25 protein-coding genes and 1 tRNA gene are annotated in these 21419 nt (G+C 63.9%); 14 read left to right on the forward strand and 12 right to left on the reverse strand.

What is annotated here, in order from left to right:
* Positions 1 to 9: 9 nt before the first annotated feature.
* Positions 10 to 2259, forward strand: a complete 2250-nt coding sequence (locus ACFOYU_RS19560; RefSeq protein ID WP_377034906.1) for a CHASE2 domain-containing protein — start codon at positions 10 to 12, stop codon at positions 2257 to 2259.
* Between the two features lie 94 nt (positions 2260 to 2353).
* Here ACFOYU_RS19560 and ACFOYU_RS19565 read toward each other — a convergent pair whose 3' ends face one another.
* Entirely contained in the window at positions 2354 to 2563 is a 210-nt protein-coding gene (locus ACFOYU_RS19565; RefSeq protein WP_377034907.1) for a hypothetical protein, read from the reverse strand.
* Positions 2564 to 3167: 604 nt separating this feature from the next.
* Here ACFOYU_RS19565 and ACFOYU_RS19570 point away from each other — a divergent pair.
* The 3 genes from ACFOYU_RS19570 (at position 3168) to ACFOYU_RS19580 (ending at position 4740) form a co-directional block, all read left to right on the forward strand.
* Positions 3168 to 3389 carry a hypothetical protein gene (locus ACFOYU_RS19570; protein WP_377034908.1) on the forward strand — a complete coding sequence of 74 codons (222 nt, stop codon included), beginning with the start codon at positions 3168 to 3170 and terminating at the stop codon, positions 3387 to 3389.
* Between the two features lie 386 nt (positions 3390 to 3775).
* Entirely contained in the window at positions 3776 to 4054 is a 279-nt protein-coding gene (locus tag ACFOYU_RS19575; RefSeq protein WP_377034909.1) for a DUF6894 family protein, read from the forward strand.
* Between the two features lie 610 nt (positions 4055 to 4664).
* Positions 4665 to 4740, forward strand: a tRNA-Trp gene (locus tag ACFOYU_RS19580).
* Positions 4741 to 5403: 663 nt separating this feature from the next.
* Here ACFOYU_RS19580 and ACFOYU_RS19585 read toward each other — a convergent pair.
* The 3 genes from ACFOYU_RS19585 to ACFOYU_RS19595 are packed head-to-tail and all read right to left on the reverse strand — an operon-like array spanning position 5404 to position 6139.
* Entirely contained in the window at positions 5404 to 5610 is a 207-nt protein-coding gene (locus ACFOYU_RS19585; protein ID WP_377034910.1) for a hypothetical protein, read from the reverse strand.
* Between the two features lie 36 nt (positions 5611 to 5646).
* Positions 5647 to 5952: a hypothetical protein gene (locus tag ACFOYU_RS19590; RefSeq protein ID WP_377034911.1), complete on the reverse strand. Its 306-nt coding sequence runs from the start codon at positions 5950 to 5952 to the stop codon at positions 5647 to 5649.
* Positions 5909 to 6139, reverse strand: a complete 231-nt coding sequence (locus tag ACFOYU_RS19595; RefSeq protein ID WP_377034936.1) for an arginase family protein — start codon at positions 6137 to 6139, stop codon at positions 5909 to 5911. Before ACFOYU_RS19595 ends, ACFOYU_RS19590 begins: the two co-directional genes overlap by 44 nt.
* A gap of 390 nt (positions 6140 to 6529) precedes the next feature.
* Here ACFOYU_RS19595 and pepT point away from each other — a divergent pair, with 390 nt between their 5' ends.
* The 3 genes from pepT to ribB all read left to right on the forward strand — a co-directional run bounded on the left by pepT (position 6530) and on the right by ribB (position 10871).
* Complete coding sequence (pepT, locus tag ACFOYU_RS19600) at positions 6530 to 7765, forward strand: peptidase T (RefSeq protein WP_377034912.1); 1236 nt, start codon at positions 6530 to 6532, stop codon at positions 7763 to 7765.
* An 872-nt stretch (positions 7766 to 8637) separates the two neighbouring features.
* On the forward strand, positions 8638 to 9750 hold the full coding sequence (gene aroC / locus ACFOYU_RS19605) for a chorismate synthase (protein ID WP_377034913.1): 1113 nt from the start codon (positions 8638 to 8640) through the stop codon (positions 9748 to 9750).
* Between the two features lie 35 nt (positions 9751 to 9785).
* Complete coding sequence (ribB, locus tag ACFOYU_RS19610; protein ID WP_377034914.1) at positions 9786 to 10871, forward strand: 3,4-dihydroxy-2-butanone-4-phosphate synthase; 1086 nt, start codon at positions 9786 to 9788, stop codon at positions 10869 to 10871.
* 849 nt (positions 10872 to 11720) lie between these two features.
* Here the strand turns inward: ribB and ACFOYU_RS19615 are convergent.
* Positions 11721 to 12662 carry a histone deacetylase family protein gene (locus ACFOYU_RS19615; RefSeq protein ID WP_377034915.1) on the reverse strand — a complete coding sequence of 314 codons (942 nt, stop codon included), beginning with the start codon at positions 12660 to 12662 and terminating at the stop codon, positions 11721 to 11723.
* A gap of 213 nt (positions 12663 to 12875) precedes the next feature.
* Here ACFOYU_RS19615 and ACFOYU_RS19620 point away from each other — a divergent pair, with 213 nt between their 5' ends.
* Positions 12876 to 13463, forward strand: coding sequence for a L,D-transpeptidase (locus ACFOYU_RS19620; RefSeq protein ID WP_377034916.1), 588 nt, complete (start codon positions 12876 to 12878; stop codon positions 13461 to 13463).
* A gap of 7 nt (positions 13464 to 13470) precedes the next feature.
* On the opposite strand, the gene ACFOYU_RS19625 is transcribed toward ACFOYU_RS19620, so the two are convergent.
* From ACFOYU_RS19625 to ACFOYU_RS19635, 3 genes are all read right to left on the reverse strand, one after another.
* Positions 13471 to 13668 carry a hypothetical protein gene (locus tag ACFOYU_RS19625; protein ID WP_377034917.1) on the reverse strand — a complete coding sequence of 66 codons (198 nt, stop codon included), beginning with the start codon at positions 13666 to 13668 and terminating at the stop codon, positions 13471 to 13473.
* Positions 13669 to 13819: 151 nt separating this feature from the next.
* Complete coding sequence (locus ACFOYU_RS19630; protein ID WP_377034918.1) at positions 13820 to 14674, reverse strand: patatin-like phospholipase family protein; 855 nt, start codon at positions 14672 to 14674, stop codon at positions 13820 to 13822.
* Positions 14675 to 14680: 6 nt separating this feature from the next.
* Positions 14681 to 15172 (reverse strand): MarR family winged helix-turn-helix transcriptional regulator, encoded by a 492-nt coding sequence (locus ACFOYU_RS19635; protein WP_377034919.1) that lies wholly within the window; start codon positions 15170 to 15172, stop codon positions 14681 to 14683.
* 15 nt (positions 15173 to 15187) lie between these two features.
* On the opposite strand from ACFOYU_RS19635, the gene ACFOYU_RS19640 reads away from it, so the two are divergent.
* Together ACFOYU_RS19640 and ACFOYU_RS19645 are read left to right on the forward strand one after the other, a co-directional pair.
* Positions 15188 to 15697 carry a hypothetical protein gene (locus tag ACFOYU_RS19640; protein ID WP_377034920.1) on the forward strand — a complete coding sequence of 170 codons (510 nt, stop codon included), beginning with the start codon at positions 15188 to 15190 and terminating at the stop codon, positions 15695 to 15697.
* The gene (locus ACFOYU_RS19645) at positions 15697 to 16476 is read left to right on the forward strand and encodes a DUF1499 domain-containing protein (protein WP_377034921.1); all 780 of its coding nucleotides are present in this window, start codon (positions 15697 to 15699) and stop codon (positions 16474 to 16476) included. The genes ACFOYU_RS19640 and ACFOYU_RS19645 overlap by 1 nt, the downstream gene beginning before the upstream one ends.
* Positions 16477 to 16482: 6 nt before the next feature.
* Here ACFOYU_RS19645 and ACFOYU_RS19650 read toward each other — a convergent pair whose 3' ends face one another.
* Positions 16483 to 17394 (reverse strand): MBL fold metallo-hydrolase, encoded by a 912-nt coding sequence (locus ACFOYU_RS19650; protein ID WP_377034922.1) that lies wholly within the window; start codon positions 17392 to 17394, stop codon positions 16483 to 16485.
* Positions 17395 to 17529: 135 nt separating this feature from the next.
* Between ACFOYU_RS19650 and ACFOYU_RS19655 the strand changes: the two genes are divergently transcribed.
* The gene (locus ACFOYU_RS19655; protein WP_377034923.1) at positions 17530 to 18138 is read left to right on the forward strand and encodes a biotin transporter BioY; all 609 of its coding nucleotides are present in this window, start codon (positions 17530 to 17532) and stop codon (positions 18136 to 18138) included.
* Between the two features lie 67 nt (positions 18139 to 18205).
* Here the strand turns inward: ACFOYU_RS19655 and ACFOYU_RS19660 are convergent, their stop codons facing one another.
* A complete protein-coding gene (locus ACFOYU_RS19660; RefSeq protein ID WP_226739358.1) occupies positions 18206 to 18490 on the reverse strand; it encodes a hypothetical protein in 285 nt (94 codons plus the stop codon).
* 203 nt (positions 18491 to 18693) lie between these two features.
* Between ACFOYU_RS19660 and ACFOYU_RS19665 the strand changes: the two genes are divergently transcribed.
* Together ACFOYU_RS19665 and ACFOYU_RS19670 are read left to right on the forward strand one after the other, a co-directional pair.
* Complete coding sequence (locus ACFOYU_RS19665; protein WP_377034924.1) at positions 18694 to 18996, forward strand: PepSY domain-containing protein; 303 nt, start codon at positions 18694 to 18696, stop codon at positions 18994 to 18996.
* Between the two features lie 33 nt (positions 18997 to 19029).
* Positions 19030 to 19719: a hypothetical protein gene (locus tag ACFOYU_RS19670; protein WP_377034925.1), complete on the forward strand. Its 690-nt coding sequence runs from the start codon at positions 19030 to 19032 to the stop codon at positions 19717 to 19719.
* Positions 19720 to 19743: 24 nt separating this feature from the next.
* Here ACFOYU_RS19670 and ACFOYU_RS19675 read toward each other — a convergent pair whose 3' ends face one another.
* Positions 19744 to 20151, reverse strand: a complete 408-nt coding sequence (locus ACFOYU_RS19675; protein ID WP_377034926.1) for a DoxX family protein — start codon at positions 20149 to 20151, stop codon at positions 19744 to 19746.
* Between the two features lie 363 nt (positions 20152 to 20514).
* Here ACFOYU_RS19675 and ACFOYU_RS19680 point away from each other — a divergent pair, with 363 nt between their 5' ends.
* Positions 20515 to 20775: a hypothetical protein gene (locus ACFOYU_RS19680; RefSeq protein ID WP_377034927.1), complete on the forward strand. Its 261-nt coding sequence runs from the start codon at positions 20515 to 20517 to the stop codon at positions 20773 to 20775.
* A gap of 45 nt (positions 20776 to 20820) precedes the next feature.
* On the opposite strand, the gene ACFOYU_RS19685 is transcribed toward ACFOYU_RS19680, so the two are convergent.
* Positions 20821 to 21186 (reverse strand): hypothetical protein, encoded by a 366-nt coding sequence (locus tag ACFOYU_RS19685; protein ID WP_377034928.1) that lies wholly within the window; start codon positions 21184 to 21186, stop codon positions 20821 to 20823.
* Positions 21187 to 21419 lie beyond the last annotated feature (233 nt).

Here is a 21419-nt window from a genome sequence, read left to right on the forward strand (position 1 = left end):
GAAGCAGGCATGTCGCAAAGGCTGCGTCGGTCCCGCCGCGAGCGACCCCTGCGACCTGACGGGACCCAAACCTTGACGGTGCTCATGCGCAGGATGCGCCGTCTCGGTATCGGGCGGTACATTGGCCTCCTGCTTCTCGCCGCCCTGCTCGCGCTGCGGGTCTGGGATCCCGATCCGGTCGAGGTCCTTCGTCATAAATCCTTCGATGTCTACCAGTTGATGCACCCACGGTCTCCGCACCGAGGCCTTGTCGCCATCGTGGACATCGACGAGCAGAGCTTGCAGGCCCTGGGACAATGGCCGTGGCCCCGCACGGTCATGGCCGAGATTGTCACGAAGATCGTCGAGCGCGGCGGCACGGTCATCGGCTTCGACGTGCTCTTTCCAGAGCCGGACCGAAGCTCACCGGAGATCGCGGCCGAAACTTTCCATGGACTGGATACCGCGACAAGGGAGAGACTGCGCCGGCTGCCCAGCAATGATGTCGTCTTCGCTGACGTCATCCGGGCTTCCAGGGTGGTTCTCGGGCAGTCGGGATATCGCGTCTCCGGAGCCGCGGCAGTTGCACGGCCGGCCGGTCAGACCGGAATTGCCACCGCCGGTCCGGACCCGCGCCCCTTCCTGGTCGACTTTCCGCACCTCCTGCGCAACCTTCCCGTTCTTGACGACGCCGCCAAGGGGCACGGAATTTTCTCGATCGCCCCGGAGGGGGACGGAACCGTCCGCCGCGTGCCGATCGTGGCTTTGGCCAATGGCACGATTATCCCCTCACTTTCCCTCGAAATGCTCAGGGTCGCTGCCGGGGAGGGCGCGATCCTCATCAGGACTGATGCCAGCGGCGTTCGCAGCGTAGGCGTGCACGGTCTCGAAGTCCCCACGGACGGCAAGGGCCGGATCTGGGTTCATTTCTCGCCGCCGGACCTGAGCAAATACGTTCCGGCCATCGATCTCCTGCGGGACAGGGTGCCCCTGGACGCCTTGGCGGGCAAGTTGGTGCTTGTCGGCACCTCCGCCGCTGGGCTGCTCGACCTCAAGGTGACGCCGGTTCACCCGGCGCTTCCCGGGGTGGAGCTGCACGCGCAGCTTCTGGAAAGCGCCCTCACGGGAGCGACCCTGAGCCGGCCGGGCTACACGGCGGTCGTTGAGATCTTGCTCGCGACACTGCTGAGCCTCACCCTCATCGCCCTGGCACCTCGGGTCAATGCAGGCACTCTTTTCGTCCTCGGCGGAGCCACTGCGGTCCTGACCCTCGGCATATCGTGGTACTGTTTCGCGGTTCTCGACCTTCTGATCGACTACACCTTCCCGCTGGGATCAAGCCTTCTGGTCTATGCGGTACTCGTTTGCACGAACTACATGACCATCTCGGCGGACCGCTATCGGATCAGATCGGCCTTCAGCCAGTACCTCTCGCCCGATCTGGTCGAGCAGCTGGCGCAGTCGCCGGAAAAGCTGACGCTCGGCGGAGAGCAGCGCGAGCTGACGGTGCTCTTCTCGGACGTTCGCGGCTTCACGGCGATCTCGGAGTCGTACAAGGACGATCCGCAGGGGCTGACGGTTCTGATCAATCGCCTTTTCACCCCGCTCACCAGGGACATCATGGAGCGCCGCGGAACGATCGACAAATACATGGGCGATGCGATCATGGCCTTTTGGAACGCCCCTCTTGATGATCCGGCCCATGAGGCGAATGCCTGCGAAGCGGCGCTCGCGATGCTGGAGAGTCTCGAGGCGCTCAACAGGCAGCGTCAGCGCGAAGCCGGCGATGATCGCACCATCGCGCCGCTCAAGATCGGGATAGGCCTGAACACCGGCCTTTGCGTCGTCGGCAATTTCGGCTCCGATCTGCACTTCAACTATTCGGTCGTTGGCGACACAGTCAATCTCGCCTCGCGGCTGGAAGGACTGTCAAAGCAGTACGGCCTCCCGGTCATTATCGGCGAGAAGACGGCGCGGGCGGTCGGCACCCGGTTCGCCGTTCTGGAGCTCGACCAGCTGCAGGTGAAGGGAAAGCGGAATCTGGAGCGGATTTTCACGATCCTGGGACGCGCTGATATCGCCGCCAGCCGCGATTTCGTGGACCTGGACGAGCGAAACAGCGCCATGCTCGCAGCCTATCGCCGCCAAGAGTGGTCCGTAGCGCTGGAGAAGATCATCCTCTGTCGGGATGCGGGCAAGAAGTTCGGGCTCGACGATTACCATGAGCTTTACATTCAGCGGATCCGGCATCTGATCGACACTACGGTCTCGTCCAGCTGAAGAAGAGAGGCTTCTACGACAGGAAAAGTAGCTCCAACTCGGCCCCGGTCCTTCACGCCCGCCAAGTCGCGCAACGAGTTTGCCAAGCCGGAAGCTACTCGCGGGTAAACTCGTAAGCCTGCCCATCGTCCATGGTCAGGCGGAACAGGCCGAGCTTGCCCTTCCTGGGTTGCGGGCTGAGCGCGAGTCTGCGGAGGCTCCCGGACAGGAAGCCATGCACAGCAGACAGCAGGAGAACCAGCACGAGCTTCGCCGTCAGCCGGGCCCTGTGGGAGGCGATGGCCCATCGAGGCCAGCGCGGCACCCAGAAGCCAGACGAGGAGCATTGCGGGTATCATGACGTGCCGGTCCTACCGGCGCACACGACACACCTTGGATCTCTACCTGTGGATTTCATGGCAGCACTGGTCTGGGTGGCTGGTGACTTGTCTGAGCTGTCTTGGGAGCAGCATACGAATTTCGATTGTTGATGCTAAAGGTGCTGTGAGTCGCTTGTTCGCCCTGATCCGGATGGATCGGGTGTTTCCGCTTTACCCTTCTTGGATGCCGCGCTTGCGCATTTAACCATCTAAATTTCAGAACGCTCTCCGTGGAACGGGAGTGCGTGAGCGAAAACTCCAGGTCTCCGTAACCGCCGTTAACGATGTGGCTCAAAATTCCGGCCTTGGCGCGCCACCAGGATCGACTTTGAGCCGATCTCCGCACAAAATCGCGACAGCCATACGCAACTCCCCACGATTGGGGTTATGGTGTGAGCCGGCCGGGTCTGCCCCCGGCCGGTTCTTTTATAACGGGCCTCTCCATTCCAAACTTGAGGCAGAACGCCATTCTGGAGGAAGCTTACCCGAAAGGGTGCTTGCCTTCGCGGCCTCAATGGGCAGCCTTGGCTGGTCAGTGAAGGAGGCGAGATGGCGAGTGACGAGGAACTCTGCCCGGGGTCCATCGAAGGCATTCACCTGCCGGTACGGGCCTGGGTGGCGCTGCAGAAAGACAACATTCGCTCGATGGACCGGCTTGCGGCGATTGCCGACCAGATCGAGCGGCTTGTTCCAGGTATTGGGCCCAAGACGGCTCGGATCATCCGAGAGGAGATCGCGCGAACGGCCCCCTTGGAGGGTGGCTCGGGCTAGGGACAGCGCCGGCATAAGTGGGATCCCGAATAATCTCGCCCGAGCAGCATCGCCTTCGAACAGAATTCCTCAACAGCCAAAGCAGCCACGGCGCAAACCCCGATTGTGTGGCGGTGCGAGCCGGCCGACCTGCATGGCGGTCCGCGTTTTCCGCTTGAGCCAGGCAATTTCAACTATGTCGAAAAGCCTCAAGCTCTGAGGGCTAGGAATGCTTCCACTTGTCAAATTTTTAAGTGTTAACACTTTTAGAATACGGCAAAAAAGACAGCTAAGGATAGCCGGTTTAGGTAGTATATTATCGACACCGCTGTCGCTTCGTCTGCCGCATTTCTGGCGCTATATGCAACATATTCTTTTTAGGGCGAACGTATACGGGCGGATAGGCAATGTTGGAACCTGAGCCACTCATTTCGGCGAAGTTTTTCTTCCATCTTGTCTCTGATGCGGAGACTATCCGTGACGAGGACGGGGTCTGCCTTTCTCTCCATGAGGGGGAGTTACTCTGTGCCGTTCGCGCCATTGCAGAACTCCGGCAGGAGGGCTTCTTTGCCGCGCGTGCGTGGCAGGATTGGCGGATGGACATTGCCGATAGCGCCGGTCGCGTCATCCTGAGCGTCCCCCTTGGCGGCTGCGATGTCAGCCATTCCCAGTTCGCACTGCATTGACGGATCCACGGGTCCTTTTCCAAGCTCGCGAGGCGTCCAAAAGGGCGAGCTCGGATGCTTTCTCCTTAATAGAGCATCGTTTTGGCGGAAAACCGGATCCACTTTTCCGCACGAGGCTCTAGATGGACGCTCAGGGTTCGGCCGCAAGGGCAGAAGAGTCGATTTTGCCTGCGGCCCCGCCGAGCTGCTTCGTACGCTTGTTATGCTACGCGTATTGCTACATGGCCTATGCCTTGGCCGGCAGCGCGCCAGTGTAGCCACAATAGGCCACTTCTTGAGACCGCCGCCGGCGTCATCGCGGAATGCCCCTTTACGAATCATCGGCGCAGAAACCGCCATTCCGGCCCGGAGCAATCCCAAGGCTGAATGGTTCGGGTGCTGAACCGGAGCACTGTTCCTCCTTATGGGCCCGTCCCTCCTCAATCGTCGCTGGCGAGGGGGGCTTTGTGCTCCGTCCGAGCAAACCTCTGGGACAGTGTACACGACTGGAGAACGCCTTATAGTCAAGCTTGGATATCTCAGAAGGAATAGGCCTTTTGGGCAGGCTATTCACACTTTTGCGATGATCACGAATCCGTGAAAGAAGGCTATAACTTAAGCAACTCGGCGGAGGGGTGTAGCTCAATCGGAAGAGCGTCGGGTTCCAAATCCGAAGGTGCAGTGTTCGAAGCCTGTCGCCCCTGCCAGTTCAGTTATGAATATGCTCTGATATTCGCAGGGTTGTCTGTGTCATAGAGCCTTGGCAGTGCCCGAAATCCGGTTGCCACGGCGGGTTTGGCATGACCGATTAGACACGGCTTATTAACCTTGGTCGTAGGAGAAAGGTGTGCGGACCGCGTCAAACCTCGTTATGCGGATCGCCCCTTGGGTCACCTCGTTCAGTCCCTGGACTGAGCGGGGTTCTCTTTGGGGTCACCAGATTGTCATGCCCCGAAAGAATATAGAGGATACTGACCAGTTTTCCCGGTTGCGCGTCGATTTGGATGTGAACGAGACCGGGAGGCGGTCGGCTTCGCGGCCGCAGAGTATTCGATGGTCGTCACACAGGAGAGCCGCAGGCCCAAGCTGGAACGCGATAGCGGCGATGCGGTCCTCGGGCGGGGGTGTTGGGCAGGCCACGTCGGCTCACCCGAACTGAACAGCCGACAGCGGGCGAGAGGAAGCGCAGCCTTATTCTGGCTCGGCACTTCCGGGCATTGGCCGGAAGAGGGCTTGATCGGTGTGATGCTTCTGTTGCCTGAGCCACTGGATAGAAACAAGGCGCATGCTAGGCGTAGAGCTTTCCACCTGATGCGACTTTGATTCGGTCTGGTCGCCTTTTGGGCACCAAAGAGCAAAATCTGTCGCCTCTAGGGCTTAAACACCTTTCCCAGCAGGGTGAGGAGCCGGGCGGCATATTCGCGTTGTGGATCTAGATCAGGATCGTAGATCGTCACCGTCGTGCCGGCGCGACGTTCCTGCTGCACGAGGGCGCGCAGGCGAAGAGCCAAATCGTCCTCGTCGATGCCGGGATTTCCCGAACTGTCGACCGCCGGTATCACGGTCTGATCGAGCACGTCGACATCAAGGTGGATCCAGAACAGCTAATCCGGCTACTTTTTGAGGGCCTCAAGCGTCCTTGCAATCACCTCGGCTGGGCCAAGATCGCGTACCGTGAACACGCCGAGACGGGTAATGGCCGTGCCGTTGATGTCCGGCCAGGCAAAATCGGCATCGCGGCCTTCGCATTCGCCAATCTGCACGACCTGCTCATCAGGAGTCAACGAAGCATCCGCCATGGGCCAAGCCGTCAGGAGTGGCCCTCCTCGTCCGGTTGCCAGCGCGAGGCCCATCTCGGCGACGGCGCCCGGCCCTTCAGCCGCATCGTAGTTGCCGGGGGCGAAAGTCGCTGTGGCCATCGATTTGCACTAAGGAAAGCGGAGCTTGTCGGCGGCATTCTGCCAAGGCTCCGGGCAGGCTTGAGCAGTCACCTCCGATCACGATCGGAAAGGAGGCCGGAGCGTTGGCCATGGTCGCAACGGCATCGGCCAGCTTCAGGTTGAACTGCCCGCCTTCGGCTCCGTTGAAAAGGCCGTGACCCAGCATCCGGGGCAGGCCTGTAGAGTGGACGCTCAAGGTCGATGATCTGTGCCGGCGACAGCACGTGGGCGAGGCCTGCCTGCGTCAGAACCTCGGGAGCCCGCCAGGTTCCCGGCTCACGGCCAGGGGCGCGCAGGCCCAGATTCGACAGCGCCCGGATGAGGACTGTGTTGCGAGACATGGCGTCTCCCAAGAGCAACGTTCAGCGCAGCGCTATGCGTAGTACCGCATTTGCGGAAATACAGCCGCCCCAGAGATCCACTTCTCCCGCTTCCAACGCCGGGATGACATGGGCCTGGGGGAGGGCGTTCATTGGAAGCATGCACACCCCCCATTCACGCCACGCCCATCCCCCGCTAAGAGTTCGCCATCTCTCCTCGCATGTGGATTCCGCCCATGGCCGATAGCGCCGCCGACCGTTTTCTCCGTTACGTAGTCATCGACACCCAGTCCGACGCCAAGTCCCTGACCCAGCCTTCCACCGAGAAGCAGAAGAATCTCGGGCGGCTGCTGGTCGAGGAGCTTCATGGAATCGGCGTCTCCGACGCGCAGCTCGACGAGCATGGATACGTTTATGCGACCATTCCGTCGAACAGCGACAAGACCAGCGTGCCGGTCATCTGCTTCTGCGCACATATTGATACGGCGCCGGACTTTTCCGGTACCGGCGTCAACCCGCAGGTCGTGCGCAACTACCAGGGTGGCGACATCCGGCTGCCGGGGGATCCGGCCCAAGTCATCCGGGTCGCGGAGCATCCGGTGCTTGAGAGCTTGATCGGCGAGGACATCATCACCTCGGACGGCACGACGCTGCTCGGCGCCGACGACAAGGCCGGCATCGCCGAGATTATGGCGGCGGCCGAGTTCCTGATCCGGAACCCGGGCATCCGACATGGTACGATCCGCATCCTTTTCACTACCGACGAGGAGATCGGCCGCGGGGTCGACAGGGTGGACCTGAAAAAGCTCGGGGCCGATTTCGCCTACACGATGGACGGGGAAACGGCGGGCACCGTCGAGGACGAGACCTTTTCCGCTGACGCGGTGGAGATCGTCATCAAGGGTGTGGCGATCCATCCGGGCTTTGCCTACGGTAAAATGGAGAACGCCATCCGGATCGCCGGGGACATCGTCGCGCGTCTGCCGAGGGACCTGGCGCCCGAGACCACGACGGAGCGCGAAGGCTTCATCCATCCGACCGGCCTTTCCGGCGTGATGGAGAAGGCCCATCTAAGCCTTATCATCCGTGACTTCACGGACGAGGGCCTGAAATCCAAAGAGATGCTGCTGGAGCAGATTGTCGCGCAGGTGCTGGAGGCCTATCCCGGCTCCAGCTACACATTCACGGTCAAGGAGCAGTACCGCAACATGAAGATGGTGCTCGACCGGCATCCGGAGGTCGTGGAGAACGCCGTGGAGGCGATCCGCCGGGCTGGGATGAACCCGGTGCGCGGCAGCATCCGCGGCGGCACGGATGGCTCGCGCCTCTCCTTCATGGGGCTGCCCTGCGCCAATATCTTCGCCGGCGGCCACGCTTTCCATTCCCCGCTGGAATTCGTCAGCACCCAGGACATGGACAGGGCCGTGAGGACGATCATCGAACTCGCCCGGATCTGGGAGGAACGCGCATAAGAGGTCTTGCGGTCGGGGACGGGCAGGAGAGTTCGTCCGGGCGGCGAGCCCTTCACCACTCCCGTGGAGAGTAAGGGCTGCCGGTCCCGGGCGAGGGGCTGCGATCCGTCCGGATGGCGGCCTATGGCGTACCATCCTTTTCCTCCCCTTTGCGAGGAGGGCCAGGGTGGGGGCGCAGGAGCCGTGTTCCACCCGTTCTCCAGGAAGCGGGGACGCCGCTGCAGCCGGTCCCGAATGCCACTTACCCAATCACACCACCCCGACCTCCACCTCCTCCCTGCCGCAAGCCGGGTGTTCCCGACTTTCGCTCCGGGATGCGGATCTCGGGCTGGTCCGAGATCCGTGGGCGAGATCGATGGGGAGGAGAGCAGGGGCGGCGCCATTGGTGCTGGGCAATTGCCAGGCCTTTGTCCTGCACTCTCACCTCATCCCGAGGAGCCGCGACAGCGACGTCTCGAAGGAGGTTCCAGTCCGCTCCGGAGCCGCCCTCCTGTTTTGAGACGCTCCTCAGCATGAGGGGTCGCGGGGCCGACCCCTGCGCCCTCATCCTCCTGCTTTGTTCCTGGCAGGCGAGGCATGATAAGATATACTGTTCATGTCCGGTCCACCGAGGGGCGCGCTCGCGAGGCGTCGTGATTGTGGGAGCGGACACGGTCCTGCGCCGGAGGGGAACGCACCCTCCTGCGGCGTTCGCCTGAGGCCGTTCACGGACCAGCGCCGCCTGTTCGCCTGAAAAGAACCGTGCGCGAGGGGCCATCCGGCTCTTCCCCATCTCCACCCCTTACCTGAATAAGACCTGCTCTAAGCCGGAATCGCGCACGTGACACCCGGGCGCTTTGGCTCTAAGACGCGCTGGAACTTCTGTTAGCGCCATGTCTCACAACACCTTCGGTCACCTTTTTCGCGTCACCACCTTCGGCGAGAGCCACGGACCGGCCCTCGGCTGCGTCATCGACGGCTGCCCGCCGCGCATCCCGCTCGAGGCGGCCGACATCCAGGCGGAGCTCGACCGTCGCCGTCCGGGCCAGTCGCGATTCACCACTCAGCGCCGCGAGCCTGACGAGGTGAAGATCCTCTCCGGCGTGTTCACCGACGAGCGCACCGGCCAGCAGGTCACAACGGGCACTCCCATCGCGCTGATGATCGCGAACATAGACCAGCGCTCGAAGGATTACTCCGACATCAAGGAATCCTATCGACCGGGCCATGCCGACTACACCTACGACGTGAAATATGGCGTCCGTGACTATCGCGGCGGCGGTCGCTCCTCCGCCCGCGAGACGGCGGCCCGTGTGGCGGCCGGCGCGGTGGCGCGCAAGGTGCTGGGTGGCATAACCATCCGCGGTGCCCTCGTGCAGATGGGGCCCCATGCCATCGACCGCAGCCGCTGGAACTGGGACGAGATCGCGCGCAATCCGTTCTTCTGCCCCGACGCCGAGGCGGCCGCCTTCTACGAGGATTATCTCGATGCGCTGCGCAAGGAAGGGTCCTCCATCGGGGCGGTCCTGGAGATCGTGGCCGAGGGCGTGCCGCCGGGGCTTGGCGCTCCCATCTACGGCAAGCTCGATTCCGATCTGGCCGCAGCACTGATGTCGATCAACGCCGTGAAGGGCGTTGAGATCGGCGACGGATTCGCAGCCGCGAGTCTGCGCGGCGAGGAGAACGCGGACGAGATGCGGCCCGGCAATGCGGGCGCTCCCACGTTCTTGTCGAACCATGCCGGCGGCGTGCTCGGCGGCATCTCCACCGGGCAGCCGGTGGTGTGCCGCTTCGCCGTGAAGCCGACCTCCTCGATCCTGACGCCGCGCGCCAGCGTGACCCGCTCCGGTGCGGAGGCCGAGGTCATGACGAAGGGGCGGCACGATCCCTGCGTCGGCATCCGCGCCGTGCCGGTGGGCGAAGCGATGGTGGCTTGCGTACTGGCAGACCACGTCTTGCGCCATCGCGGCCAAGTGGGGGCTGCCCTCGACTGGCCGTTCAAATAAGCATTCCGGGAAAACGAGTTTAAGGACGACACCAGATGACGATCCACAGCGTCACCGAAGCCATCGAGGCCTTTGCGCAGGGCGAAATCGTCATCGTTACGGACGACGACGACCGCGAGAACGAGGGTGACCTCATCGTCGCCGCCTCCCTCTGCACGCCGGAGAAGATGGCCTTCATCATCCGCAATACCTGCGGCATCGTCTGCGCGCCGCTGACCGCATCCGAGGCGCGGCGCTTGCGTCTCGATCCGATGGTGGCCTCGAACGACGCGCCGCTGGGCACCGCCTTCACGGTGACGGTGGACGTCAAGCACGGGCTCACGACGGGCATCTCCGCCGAGCAGCGGTCGAACACGGTGCGGGCGCTCGCCAACAACAACATGGGTGCGGCGGATTTCGTGCGCCCTGGCCACGTCTTTCCGCTGATCGCCAAGGACGGCGGCGTTCTGATGCGCTCCGGCCACACGGAAGCGGCGGTCGACCTGTGCAAGCTCGCCGGCTTGCCGCCAGTGGGCGTGATCTGCGAACTCGCCAACGATGACGGCACCGTGATGAAGGGTGAGCAGATCGACGCCTTCGCGGAGACGCACCAGCTGAAGCGCATATCCGTCGCCGATCTCATCGCCTACCGACAGGCGCGCGAAAAACTCGTCGAGCGAATCGCCACGTTCCCGGTGGACACCGAATGGGGCCAGTTCACGGGTTATGCCTATTCGACCCCGTTTGAGAGCGTGCAGCACATGGCGCTCGTCTACGGCCGTATCGGCGACGGCACGAATGTTCCCGTGCGCTTGCACCGCGCCAATGCCCTCACAGACGTGTTCGAGGGAGGAAGAACGGTGAAGGCGGCCCTCCAGCGTTTCGCAAAGGAGGGTAGGGGCGTCCTCGTCTATCTGCGCGACGGCACGGCGGGCGTGCCCATGACCAACTTCTCCGAGAGCGAGACCACGGTCTCGGAGGCCATGCGCACGACCCAGTGGCGCGAGATCGGCCTGGGCGCTCAGATCCTGCGGGACCTCGGCGTCGTCTCCATCCGCAATCTTGCCACGTCCACCCGTTCTTACGTGGGATTAAGCGGCTTTGGCATCGAGCTCCTGGGCAATGAGCCTATCGAGAGCTGAGTCGCGCGCCACCCGACCGTCCAACTATGCTCGAAGCCCTTGCCGGGCTTCGTCTCAATCAGCTTCCGTGCGTTGATCCCAGTCCCGAAGGAGACGGGCCCCGGCGTATGGAACGGACGCGGCCCGGTTCTCAAGGGCCAGCCTGCCGTGATCGTGGGAGGACGCCTTTGGCAGCCAGGGTTCATGGCGCGGGCTGGTTGGTGGACATCGAGGCTTTCGCCATATCCGGCCTCGATCAGATTGTGGCCGCTCTGGCCCTGATGCCCCGTTCCTGTGCGACGATGCGGCCATCGCGGCAACCCGCACGGAGGCGGGGGATGCCCTGCGCCCCAGCAACCACCATCGGACTGATTTCCCAGGTGTCTTCGCCGCAGCCCCTTTGTTCGCCGGGGCTGGGGTGATGCGAATGCATCTCGCCCTGTTACTGCCTCGCTCGATCTTCACGCGAGGAATGCTCAGCCTGTCCTTCGCCACCGCCGTCCGTGAGAGCGACTTCAAGGGATCGGGCGCGCCTCCCGGGCCCAGATTACCACTCAGCCGGGTCTGGTCCGAACTCGCTCGACGCCCTGTGCTTCGCTGTCGCAGACATCCTCAGCCATCTCAGCGCCGTGCTGCAATTCGGCTGGCGCCGCAGATGCCGTTTCCAGCCCGTGTGGCAGGACCGGTCCGTCCCGGCTCTCATGCGAACGGCGGAAATACTGGAAAAGCCTCCTCTACAACCCGCCGGACTTCTCCTTCTCGCGCGCCCTCGTGATGGCGCACCTCCCCGTCATGCCGTAGTGGCCGATGCGCCCGGCGAACTTCTGAGCTGCCTGTCGAGCCTTAGCCGGGGAAGCTTCGTCCGGACGCTCATGTCCTGACATCACGTCCCATGAGGGCATCGACGTGGGCGGCCGCCGATTTCGAAAGGCCCTCCAGATCGTAGCCACCTTCGAGGAGCGAGACGATCCGCCGACCACAATGGTGCTCAGCGAGGTCCATGAGCCTCATGGTAGCCCATGCGAAATCGCTCTCTGTGAGGTTCAGGCTGGCGAGCGGATCGCGCCAATGAGCGTCAAAGCCGGCCGAGATCACAATGAGATCCGGTTTGAAGCCATCGATGCGCGGCAGGACTACGGATTCCATCGCCTCCCGGAACGCCTCGGTCCCGTCGCCCGCCCTCAGGGGCGCATTGACGATGGTGCCGAATTCGCCCTTCTCGGAAACGGCGCCGGTCCCGGGGTAGAGCGGCGCCTCGTGAGTCGAGCAGTACATCACGCTCGCGTCGCTCCAGAAGATGTCCTGAGTGCCGTTGCCGTGATGGACGTCCCAATCGAGAATCGCGACCCGCTCCGCGCCATGCCGTGTCTGGGCATGGCGGGCGGCAATCGCGGCATTGTTGAAGAAGCAGAAGCCCATGGCTCTCGTGCGCTCGGCATGGTGCCCCGGCGGACGCATGGCCACGAAGGCATTGGTGACCTGGCCCGTCATGACCTCGTCGACAGCCATCACGCCGCCGCCGGCGCCGCGCAGAGCCGCCTCATAGGTGCCGGGAGACATGACCGTGTCGTCGTCCACCCGCACGAGGCCCTCCCGCGGGCTGATGTCCCTGAGGGAGACCACGTATGGCTCCGGATGGGCAAGGGTGAGGCTCTCCATCTCCGCCATAGGAGCCGTCTCGCGGATGAGCGCGGAAAAGCGCTCCTTCTCCAACATGCGCTCGATGGCGCGGATGCGGTCCGGTCTTTCCGGGTGGCCTGCCGGGGTCTGATGCAGGAGGGCGGCCTGATGGCAGATGTAGAGCGTGGTCATGAAGGTTCTTGGGGAGCTTCCGAGCCTGGTGTCGGGTGCCAATGTCGCAGCGTCTCAGGCGGCTGTCCATGTTGTTGCGGTGCAACACTCTCTGCCGGAGTGGCATGCCAAGATGTCCGCCCGCAATGATTCTCTTCCTCAGAAGCCGAATCGAAACTAGGTAGCGATACCCATCGGACACAGCATGACGCTGTGCAACAGAGCTTCTCCCACATGCGCCTTTTCAGCCTGACTGTCCTCCTGGCCATGATGACCTCCCTGGCTGGGTGCAACTTCAAGGGTGTTCCCGATCCGCAGGTTTCCGAGAGGGATGCCGAGTGGATGGCACAGGTGCCGAAGGCGCAGGAGGATCTCCGCTACGGGCGCTACCTGATCGACGACCCGACCGGCGAGGCTCCCGGCACCATCGTCGTCGATACCAAGGAGCGCTTCCTCTACTACGTGATGGATGGCCGGAAGGCCATTCGTTACGGGGTGACAGTGGGCGACGAGGCCTATGGCTGGACGGGCACGGCCAGGGTCGCGCGCAAGGCTGAATGGCCGAACTGGACACCGCCGGCCGAGATGAAGGCGCGGTGGCCACATGTGCAATACACGAGGGGTGGACCCGAGAACCCCTTGGGTGCCCGGGCGCTTTACCTCTATGACGGCAACAGGGACACGCTCTACCGCATCCATGGCACCAATGAGCCCGAGAAGATCGGTCTCGCAGTCTCGTCGGGCTGCATCCGGATGCGCAACATCGACGTGATCGACCTCTACAACCGGACCGCCCTAGAGGCGAGGGTCATCGTCCGCTAGTCCCGTCTCAGCTCCAGCCGAGGGCGGATTCCTTGCGCAGGATCGCCGGAAGTGCATGGCTCTTGGGATGGCGCGGTTGCTGCCGGACGGCATGCACCGCGGCGGCAAGGGCGGGCAGGGCGACAGGCTTGAAGGCCGGAATCTGTTGAAGGCGGGCTGCCACAGGCTGAGGCTGTGCCGCCCGATCCGAGGAGTCTTGGGTCATGTTTCTTCCCTGGGTCTTAAGCGCCATGGGTTATGGCTCCCGCTATCATCCCGACGGTCGTGACCGCTTCTGGGCGGACCCATGATCATTTGCTGGCTTTGCTGCAAATGATCCAGGCAAGCTTAACCGCTGCTTAAAAGCGTTATAGCATTCAAAGGATCTTGGGCGCCTTGGCCCGTTCGCGGCGGGCGAATGCCTCGCCGTCCCTAAGTCCCATCTCGTATGCTTTCCGGATACCTGCCGCATTGGTGATGTCGAACTGGCCGATGGGCACGGGCTCGGTGGGCTGAATGTAGGTGCGGCCCGGAATGTGCGGGAAGGCACGGTAGAGGCGGGAAAGAACGACAAGGGTCTTGCCCCCTTGCCCCTCCACCGCCCTCAAGGGCTCCGCAGGCACGTTGTCGACGAGTCCTCCGTCGAGAGCGGCCATGCCGCCGACCCGGCCCACGGGCATGAAGGGCGGGACGCTGGCGCTGGCCATGAGAGCGGCTGACAAGTCCTCCGGCGAGGAGAGGTCCTGCACACGGATGAATTCCGGGCGAAATCCGATCACGCGCCCGCCCCGGGGATGAACCGGCGAGCGCCATTTCTTCTCAATCTGATAGGTCGCGAGGCCGAGCGGAATCGCCAAGGCCAGTGGCAGGCGGTTCGGCTTGCGGGCGAGCCCGATCAGCACGTCGGGACCCCGCTTCAGGCGCTGGAGCGCCTCCTCGTCGATGACGGCTTCGATGAGGGAGCGATACATTCGGGAGACGGGCCAGGGCGATCCCTCGCTTCGCCAGGCGCGCCACTCGAAGTTGCGCCGACCGGTGCTGCAGCCCTCCGCCACCATCTCGTTCACCCGCCGTCCCAGGCCGAGAAGGCTGTAGCAGGCCGACCAGGCGCCGGCGCTCACCCCCACGACGGTGCGGGGCTCAAGGTCGAGGAGCGGCGCCGCGGCTTCCCAGAAGCCGCCCTGCCAATAGCAGCGGTTTCCTCCGCCCGCGAAGGCGACGGCATCAAACATCCTGCCTTATCCCTCGAGTTTGGCGAGGGTCTCGTCCTCGGCATTCCTGGCCAGGTCGCGCCAAGCCAAGATAATGCGCTCGAGATCCGCCAAATCCTGCGGCGGAAGCGCTCCGAGCGTTCCGTGAACGTAGGATTGTTGGGTGGCGATGCCCCGCTCGGCGAGGTCACGGCCCTTCGGTGTGAGGTAAAGGGCATTGGACCGGCGGTCGCCCGGAATGGCCCGGCGCTCCACGAGGCCGGCCTCCACCATACGGTCGAGGAGGCCGGACACGTTGCCCTTGGTTACGTAGAGACGCTCCGCTAGCTCCTGCTGGCTCATCCCCTCCCGCTCAGTGAGCGTCGAAAGCAGGTCGAACTGCGGAACGGAGAGCCCGAGGGCCTTCAGTTCGGCGGCGACCGTGTTCAGGGCCCGGCGGTGGAGGCGGATGATGCGGAACCAGACTCGGAGCGGATCCGCTGTCCCGCTCGCAGCAGGAGTGGAAGAGGGTGACGGCAACAACGACAAAGCTCCTTGAAGAACGGGGTAGTTTACATCGGAACGTTCCTGATCGTCATCCGTCCTTTTGGAGCGGCGTGGAGCGACTGCAGATGGCAGGAACGATTCTCGGCCTCGGCGCCAAAGAGTGCTTCGTCGTTTCAATTCATGCCAAGCATGCCTGTGACGCTGGTCTCCGGCGACGATGTTCTGCGCCGGTCCTGCCGGGGCGACGGCGCTGGAAACGCTGCCGGGCTGAAATCGGCGGCAGGCTCGGTGCTCCCGTTCGACATCGCCGTTCTGGACTGGAAGGTTCCGAACGCCTTCGCCGGGCGATGTCGGCTCCTGGCCACCCTCACAGGGCCGTGGGCTGCCTCTGAGGCCCATCGGTGGGAACGAAAGCGAAGCTCCGGCTTTTCTGCCCACGTACCCGGTTGCCATCAACGTCTCAATTTCCTCGAGCAGCAGGTGCCGGTCCACATCGGCGAGCCGTTTCTTGCAGATGAGGAGTGGCGCGCGCTCAAAGAGATTTGTAAGACGTCCTGATGCGCCATCTCATTCTCGAGGAACCCTTCTCCCGGCCTGCTAAGTGGTCGCCCATGCTCGCATGGTTCGCCCTTGCGGTGACCATCATGGCGGTTCTGCTGATCCGCTTCAGCCGGATCGACCATCAATCCGGGTTCATCGCGCTGGCAACGGGCCTCGCCATCGCCCTCGTTGCGGTGGGCATGTCTCTCATCGCCTTCGTCCGCATCTGGCAGGAGGGCCGTCGCGGACTGGGGAGCGCCATCAAGGGGCTGGTGATCGCCGTCCTGGTGCTGGCCTATCCCGCATGGCTGGGCTTTAAGGCGGTCACCCTGCCGCCGATCAACGACATTGCCACCGACACGGATGACCCACCCAGCTTCTCGCGCTCGCGTGTGGCACTCGATGCCCGCGGCGGCCGGGTGCCCCCGGATGTTCCGCCCGAGGTCCGCGAGGCGCAGCGCGACGCCTATGTGCAGATCGCTCCTCTGACCCTGGACCTCCCGCCGGACGAGGCCTTCGAGCTCGTGCAGAAGGCCGCCGAAAACCTCGGCTGGCGGATTATTGAGACGGTGCCGCCCGGCGGCCGCACGGGAGCGGGCCGGTTGGAGGCGATCGACAGGACTCTCATCCTGAGATTGCCGGACGACATCACGGTCCGGATCCGGCCCCGGGCCGATGGCACCCGCATCGACATTCGTTCGGTCTCCCGCTTGGGTACGCATGATCTCGGCACCAACGCCCAGCGCATCCGCGCCTTCCTTGAGGAGGCCTCCAATCTGGCGCTGGCGGTGAACTGACGAACCTCATGCCAGCCGGTATTCGCCGTCGAGGCAGGGAGTTCCGTCCGTCCTGACCAGTCCCCTGGCGACGAGATCCTCAAGATGTGCGAAGACCGAGAGACCCGCGGCCCCGACGAGCGCTGGCTTCAGGCCCTGGTAGATCGCCGCCACGATGGCCGGGATGGTGCGGTCTCCGGCGGCGAGCCGGTTGAGGATCGACACCTCCCGCTGGCGCCGGTGATGGATGAGTGCCCGCACGAAACGCCCCGGATCCCGCACCGGCCCACCATGACCGGGCCAGTAGACGCTTTCCTCGCGCCCCTTGAGTTTGTCCAGGGACGCCATGAACTCCCCCATCGATCCGTCGGGCGGGGCCACCACGGTGGTCGACCAGGCCATGACGTGGTCGCCCGAGAAGAGCGCCTTCTCCTCCGGGAGGGTGAAGGCCAAGTGGTTTGCCATGTGGCCCGGCGTCGCCAGGGCCGTCAGGCTCCAGCCCGGTCCTTCGATCCGGTCGCCCTCGGTGAGCTCCCGGTCGGGAGCGTAGTCCCGGTCCGAGCTCGTTTCCAGCAGGTTGACCTCGCCCTCGAACAGCGGGCGGGCGCTGCGGTGCTGCGAGCAGCCGACGAGCTGCGCGCCGGTGGCCTCCTTGACGGCGCGTGCGGCGGGCGAGTGGTCCCTGTGGGTGTGGGTGACGAGGATATGCGTTATGGTCTCATTCCGCACCGCATGGAGCAGGGCGTCGATGTGCTCCGGCAGGTCGGGGCCTGGATCGACGATCGCGACTCGGCCCGTGCCCACGATGTAGCTGCAGGTGCCGGTGAAGGTGATCGGCCCCGGGTTGTTGGCGACGATCCGCCGGACCAGGGGGCTGACGCGCACGCATTCACCAGCTTTCGCGGGAGGATGGGTGTCGAAGGTGAGATTGTCGGCCATGAGGATGGGTCCTGGGAAATAATCTGGGCATCGGTGGGGAGCGCTTCCGCTGCGGCTTGAGGCGCCCGTTCAAGCCTCCTATAAGGCCTCATCAGCCGCCTGCGAATGGCGGAACGAGATCTGGAGCTTTTGCTGATGTCCACCGGCACCAATGCCCTTGCCACACCGTCCACCCTCGTCGGCCTTCTCTGGCCGTCGCGCGACGACGCCCGATTCGCCGCTCTCCGCGCCATCGTCCTGATGGTCGTCGGCTCGGCCCTCCTCACCCTGTCCGCCAAGGTCCAGGTGCCGCTGCCCTACGTTCCGATGACCCTGCAGACCCTGGTGGTTCTGCTCATCGGCGCATCCTATGGCTGGCGTCTCGGCGGCGCGACCGTCGCTCTCTACCTGATGCAGGGCGCCATGGGCATGCCCGTCTTCGCAGGCCCGACCGCCGGATTCGGCTATCTCATGGGCCCCACAGGAGGCTTCCTCTTCGGCTTCGTGGCTGCGGCGGTGGTCATGGGCTTCATGGCCGAGCGCGGCTGGGATCGCTCGCTCCTGCGCGTCATCGTCATGATGAGCATCGGCCACGCGCTGATCTTCGTATTCGGCCTGGCCCAGCTTTCGCTGGTCATGCCTTTCGCCAAGGCCTGGACAGTGGGTGCGGCACCTTTCGTGGCCGCCACCGTCGTGAAGACCGCGCTCGCCGTGGCACTGATGCAGGCAGCCTGGAGCGTGACCCGCCGCGGCGAAGCCCGCTAAGAACCGTTCAGTTTCGATGCCGAAGAAGCCGCCCCATGGGCGGCTTCTTCATTTTCGGAGGGCCGCATCAGCCTGCCGAATGGACGAGCCGGAGCACCGGCTTGGCATGACCCTGGCGGAACGTCAGGTTGATCCATTCCCCGTCGCCGTTGCCTTCGACCACATGGTAGCCGAGCTGCTTGGCGATGGCGCGCGCCTGATCCAGGTTGGCGCGCGAGATCCAGCGGGTGAATTCGAGGCTGCCCTGGTCCATCAGAACCGCGAGCATGCCGATCTCCACACCCTGGTCAAATTCCTCGCTGCGACCGGGAAAACGCAGCCGCAGGCCTTCGTCGAGATGAATGTGGCGCATGATGATTAGCCCCCAAGTGGCAACCGCCGTTGTTTGGCGTCCTTGCGTGGGAGAATAGACCATCCGCGCACGGCAAAGAAGGTGGCGCTTAGGCGCATGCGCTTTTCCGTCAACCCCTGCCTCCTTCCGCCTCGGCCCGTCGAGGAACCCCCGATGGGGTCACTCATTAGCTCAATGAAGCCGTTGGAAGAGAGGGGGAGTTGATGCGTCGCGTGATTGCCGCCGGGGCGGCCACCATGCCGAGCACCTGCGCCGTCGCGCAGACCTCCGGTTCCGGCGCCAGTCGGGTGCCGCCGGTGGTCAGCCCGCAAGGCATCGGTGCAATCCAGTCCGGCGCCAACAGCTTCACGGAACGGCAGGCCCGCTCCCGCACCGAGGCGCAGGGCTTCGCCCATGTCGCGGACCTGCGCAGGGACGATCAGGGCATCTGGCGCGGACGCGCCACGCGGAACGGTCGAAGCGTGGGCGCCATGCTCGATTTTTGCGGCAGCGTGGCTTCGCAGTAGCGCAGGCAACAGCTTTCACGAGAGACATCAATCATGGCCATTCGAACCATCAATGCCTTCTTCGACAACTACGACGATGCCGCCAGGGCCGTGCGCCGGCTGGAGATGGCAGGCATCCCCAACCTCGACATGAGCCTCGTCGCCAGCAACCTGGACGGGACCCACACGCGCCATGGGTCACGCTCCGACATGCGGGACGACGCTGGCGAGGGAGCCGGCACCGGGGCGACGGTGGGCACGCTGGCGGGCGGCGGCGCCGGGCTCCTGGCAGGCTTGGGCATGCTGGCTGTGCCGGGACTGGGCCCCGTGGTTGCAGCCGGGTGGCTGGTCTCGACCCTGGTCGGAGCCGGGGCGGGAGCGGCCGTCGGCGGCCTGGTCGGAGCTCTCGTCGACGCGGGCGTGAGCGAGGAGGAGGCCCACCGCTATACGGAAGGCGTCCGGCGGGGCGGTGTGCTGGTGACGGTGCGCGTCGAGGAGCCGGAGGTCGGCCGGGTCGTCGATATCCTGGACGACGAGGGCTCGGTCGATGTCGGCGAGCGCGAGCGGACGTGGCGCCGGGACGAGGACGAGAGGCCAGCGCCGCCCATCGGCGCAGCCGCCTCGACCACCACCGGCCTAACGACGGACCTGATGCCGAATCCGCTGGATGACGACCGGGACAGCACCGACGTGGAAGTGGAAGACGAGCGCCTGCGTCGGATCACGGACGGCGACCGGCTCTGACGGCAGCCGGTCGCCTGGGCTCGCCTAGGCCGGCCGGCGGCCGGTGCGGAGATTGTCGACTGCCCAGGCGCCACCGCCGGCGGCGGCCATGAACAGGAACACGAAGCAGTAGAGAATGGCCGCATCGCCGCCATTCAGAACCGGATAAATGCTGCGCGGCGCATGGGCCATCCAGTAGGCCACGGCCATCATGCCCGACAGGACGAAGGCGACTGGGCGGGTGAACAGGCCGATGAGCAGAAACGCGCCGCCCACCACTTCGAGCACGCCCGCGAAACCCATCAGGCTGAATAGGGCCGGTGTCGGATTGGACGAGGCAGGGAAACCGAACAGCTTCTGTGTGCCGTGTTCCATAAAGATCAAGGCGGCAACGATGCGCAAAATGCCGAGGAGGCGAGGGGCCCAGACCTGTTCGAGGTGAGCGGTGTTCATGAGTGTCTTCTCCGTAGAAGGGGGTGCGGGGGCTTGTTCTTCCATCCGCACCGGCACCGAACCGGTTAACGGCCCAGCTTCCACCTTTCCACCCCGCGAAGGCTCTCGTCCGGTCACGACTTGCTTACCAGGGTCGGGCGGAGAGTGGATCCTCGTTGAAACCAGGGCATTCTCGTTCAAAAGCATACCAGGGCCATTATGACGGTTTTTGGATCCGAATGCCGGACATTGCATGATCCTCGGCCTTTCTCTGCGGATGAGGTTGAGGTGAGATGGTGGCCCTTTCGATCATGCGTCGCGTTTCAGATCGAGCTGCGAGGCCTTATGATGCAACGGGGTCGGACGAAACAGGAAGGGTGATCCGTGACCTTTGAAAGCTTCCGGGACCTGTTGTGGACCCTCTCTCTCCTCCTGGGCTGGCTGTCGGTCGCTGTCCTCGGCGGCGCGTGGTTCGCCAAGGAGAGGTTCAGGGCGCTGTTGAAGGCTCCCTTGACGGATGAAGTCGAGCGCCTGACACATCTGTGGGAGCACCGGGTCGGCTTTCTGATGAAGGCCGGGCTGTCGACGGCCGCCCTGTCGATCCTCTGCCTTGCAGCGTGGCTCTTCATCGAGACCCTGCCGTGAGCGCGCCTTCGCGCCGCTGCGAGGGCTGAGGCGGCAGAATCACGATCACAGCACGTCCACGATGATGCGCTGAGAGATCGGCGTTGCATGGGAGGGAGTGCTGACGACGAAGCCCCTGCACTTCGTGGTGACAGGGTAGATTGGCGTGCGGTGCCGGTCGACCCCGACCATGTAGTTGACCGTGTAATACGTATGGCCGCCGACCAGGGTCGTTGCCTTCGTTTCGAAGACGTAGCCCACTTCGGTCGGGCTGATCCGGTAAACCGTCTGCGGCGGTCCTAAAGCCTCGATCCGCTCTGAAATCGGGCGGCCAATGTAGTCGGAGCATGAGACGGCCAGTGTTTCATGAATGGTCGGCGTGCACCCCGCCGCGGTCAGCGCGGCCCCGATGACGATTGCACTTTTCTTCATGACAGCCCTCTCCCCAATTCGGGGTAACATAGAGCCGATCGATTAAAGGTTAATTAGGCCTCGTGAGTTCGGGGTCGGAGGCCTCAAAATCGAATCTGATCAGGTGGCCGATCACCGGTGAGCGAACCATCCCGGCACAATCGACCATGCATCGGCACAAGGGCTATCGCCGCCGGGCTGGATCGTTCGCTCACGCGCCTCCGTTGCATAGGCCGCGCCTGGACTTGGCCGAA

The organism is Microvirga sp. GCM10011540, from assembly GCF_042650665.1.
Lineage (GTDB): Bacteria > Pseudomonadota > Alphaproteobacteria > Rhizobiales > Beijerinckiaceae > Microvirga > Microvirga lenta.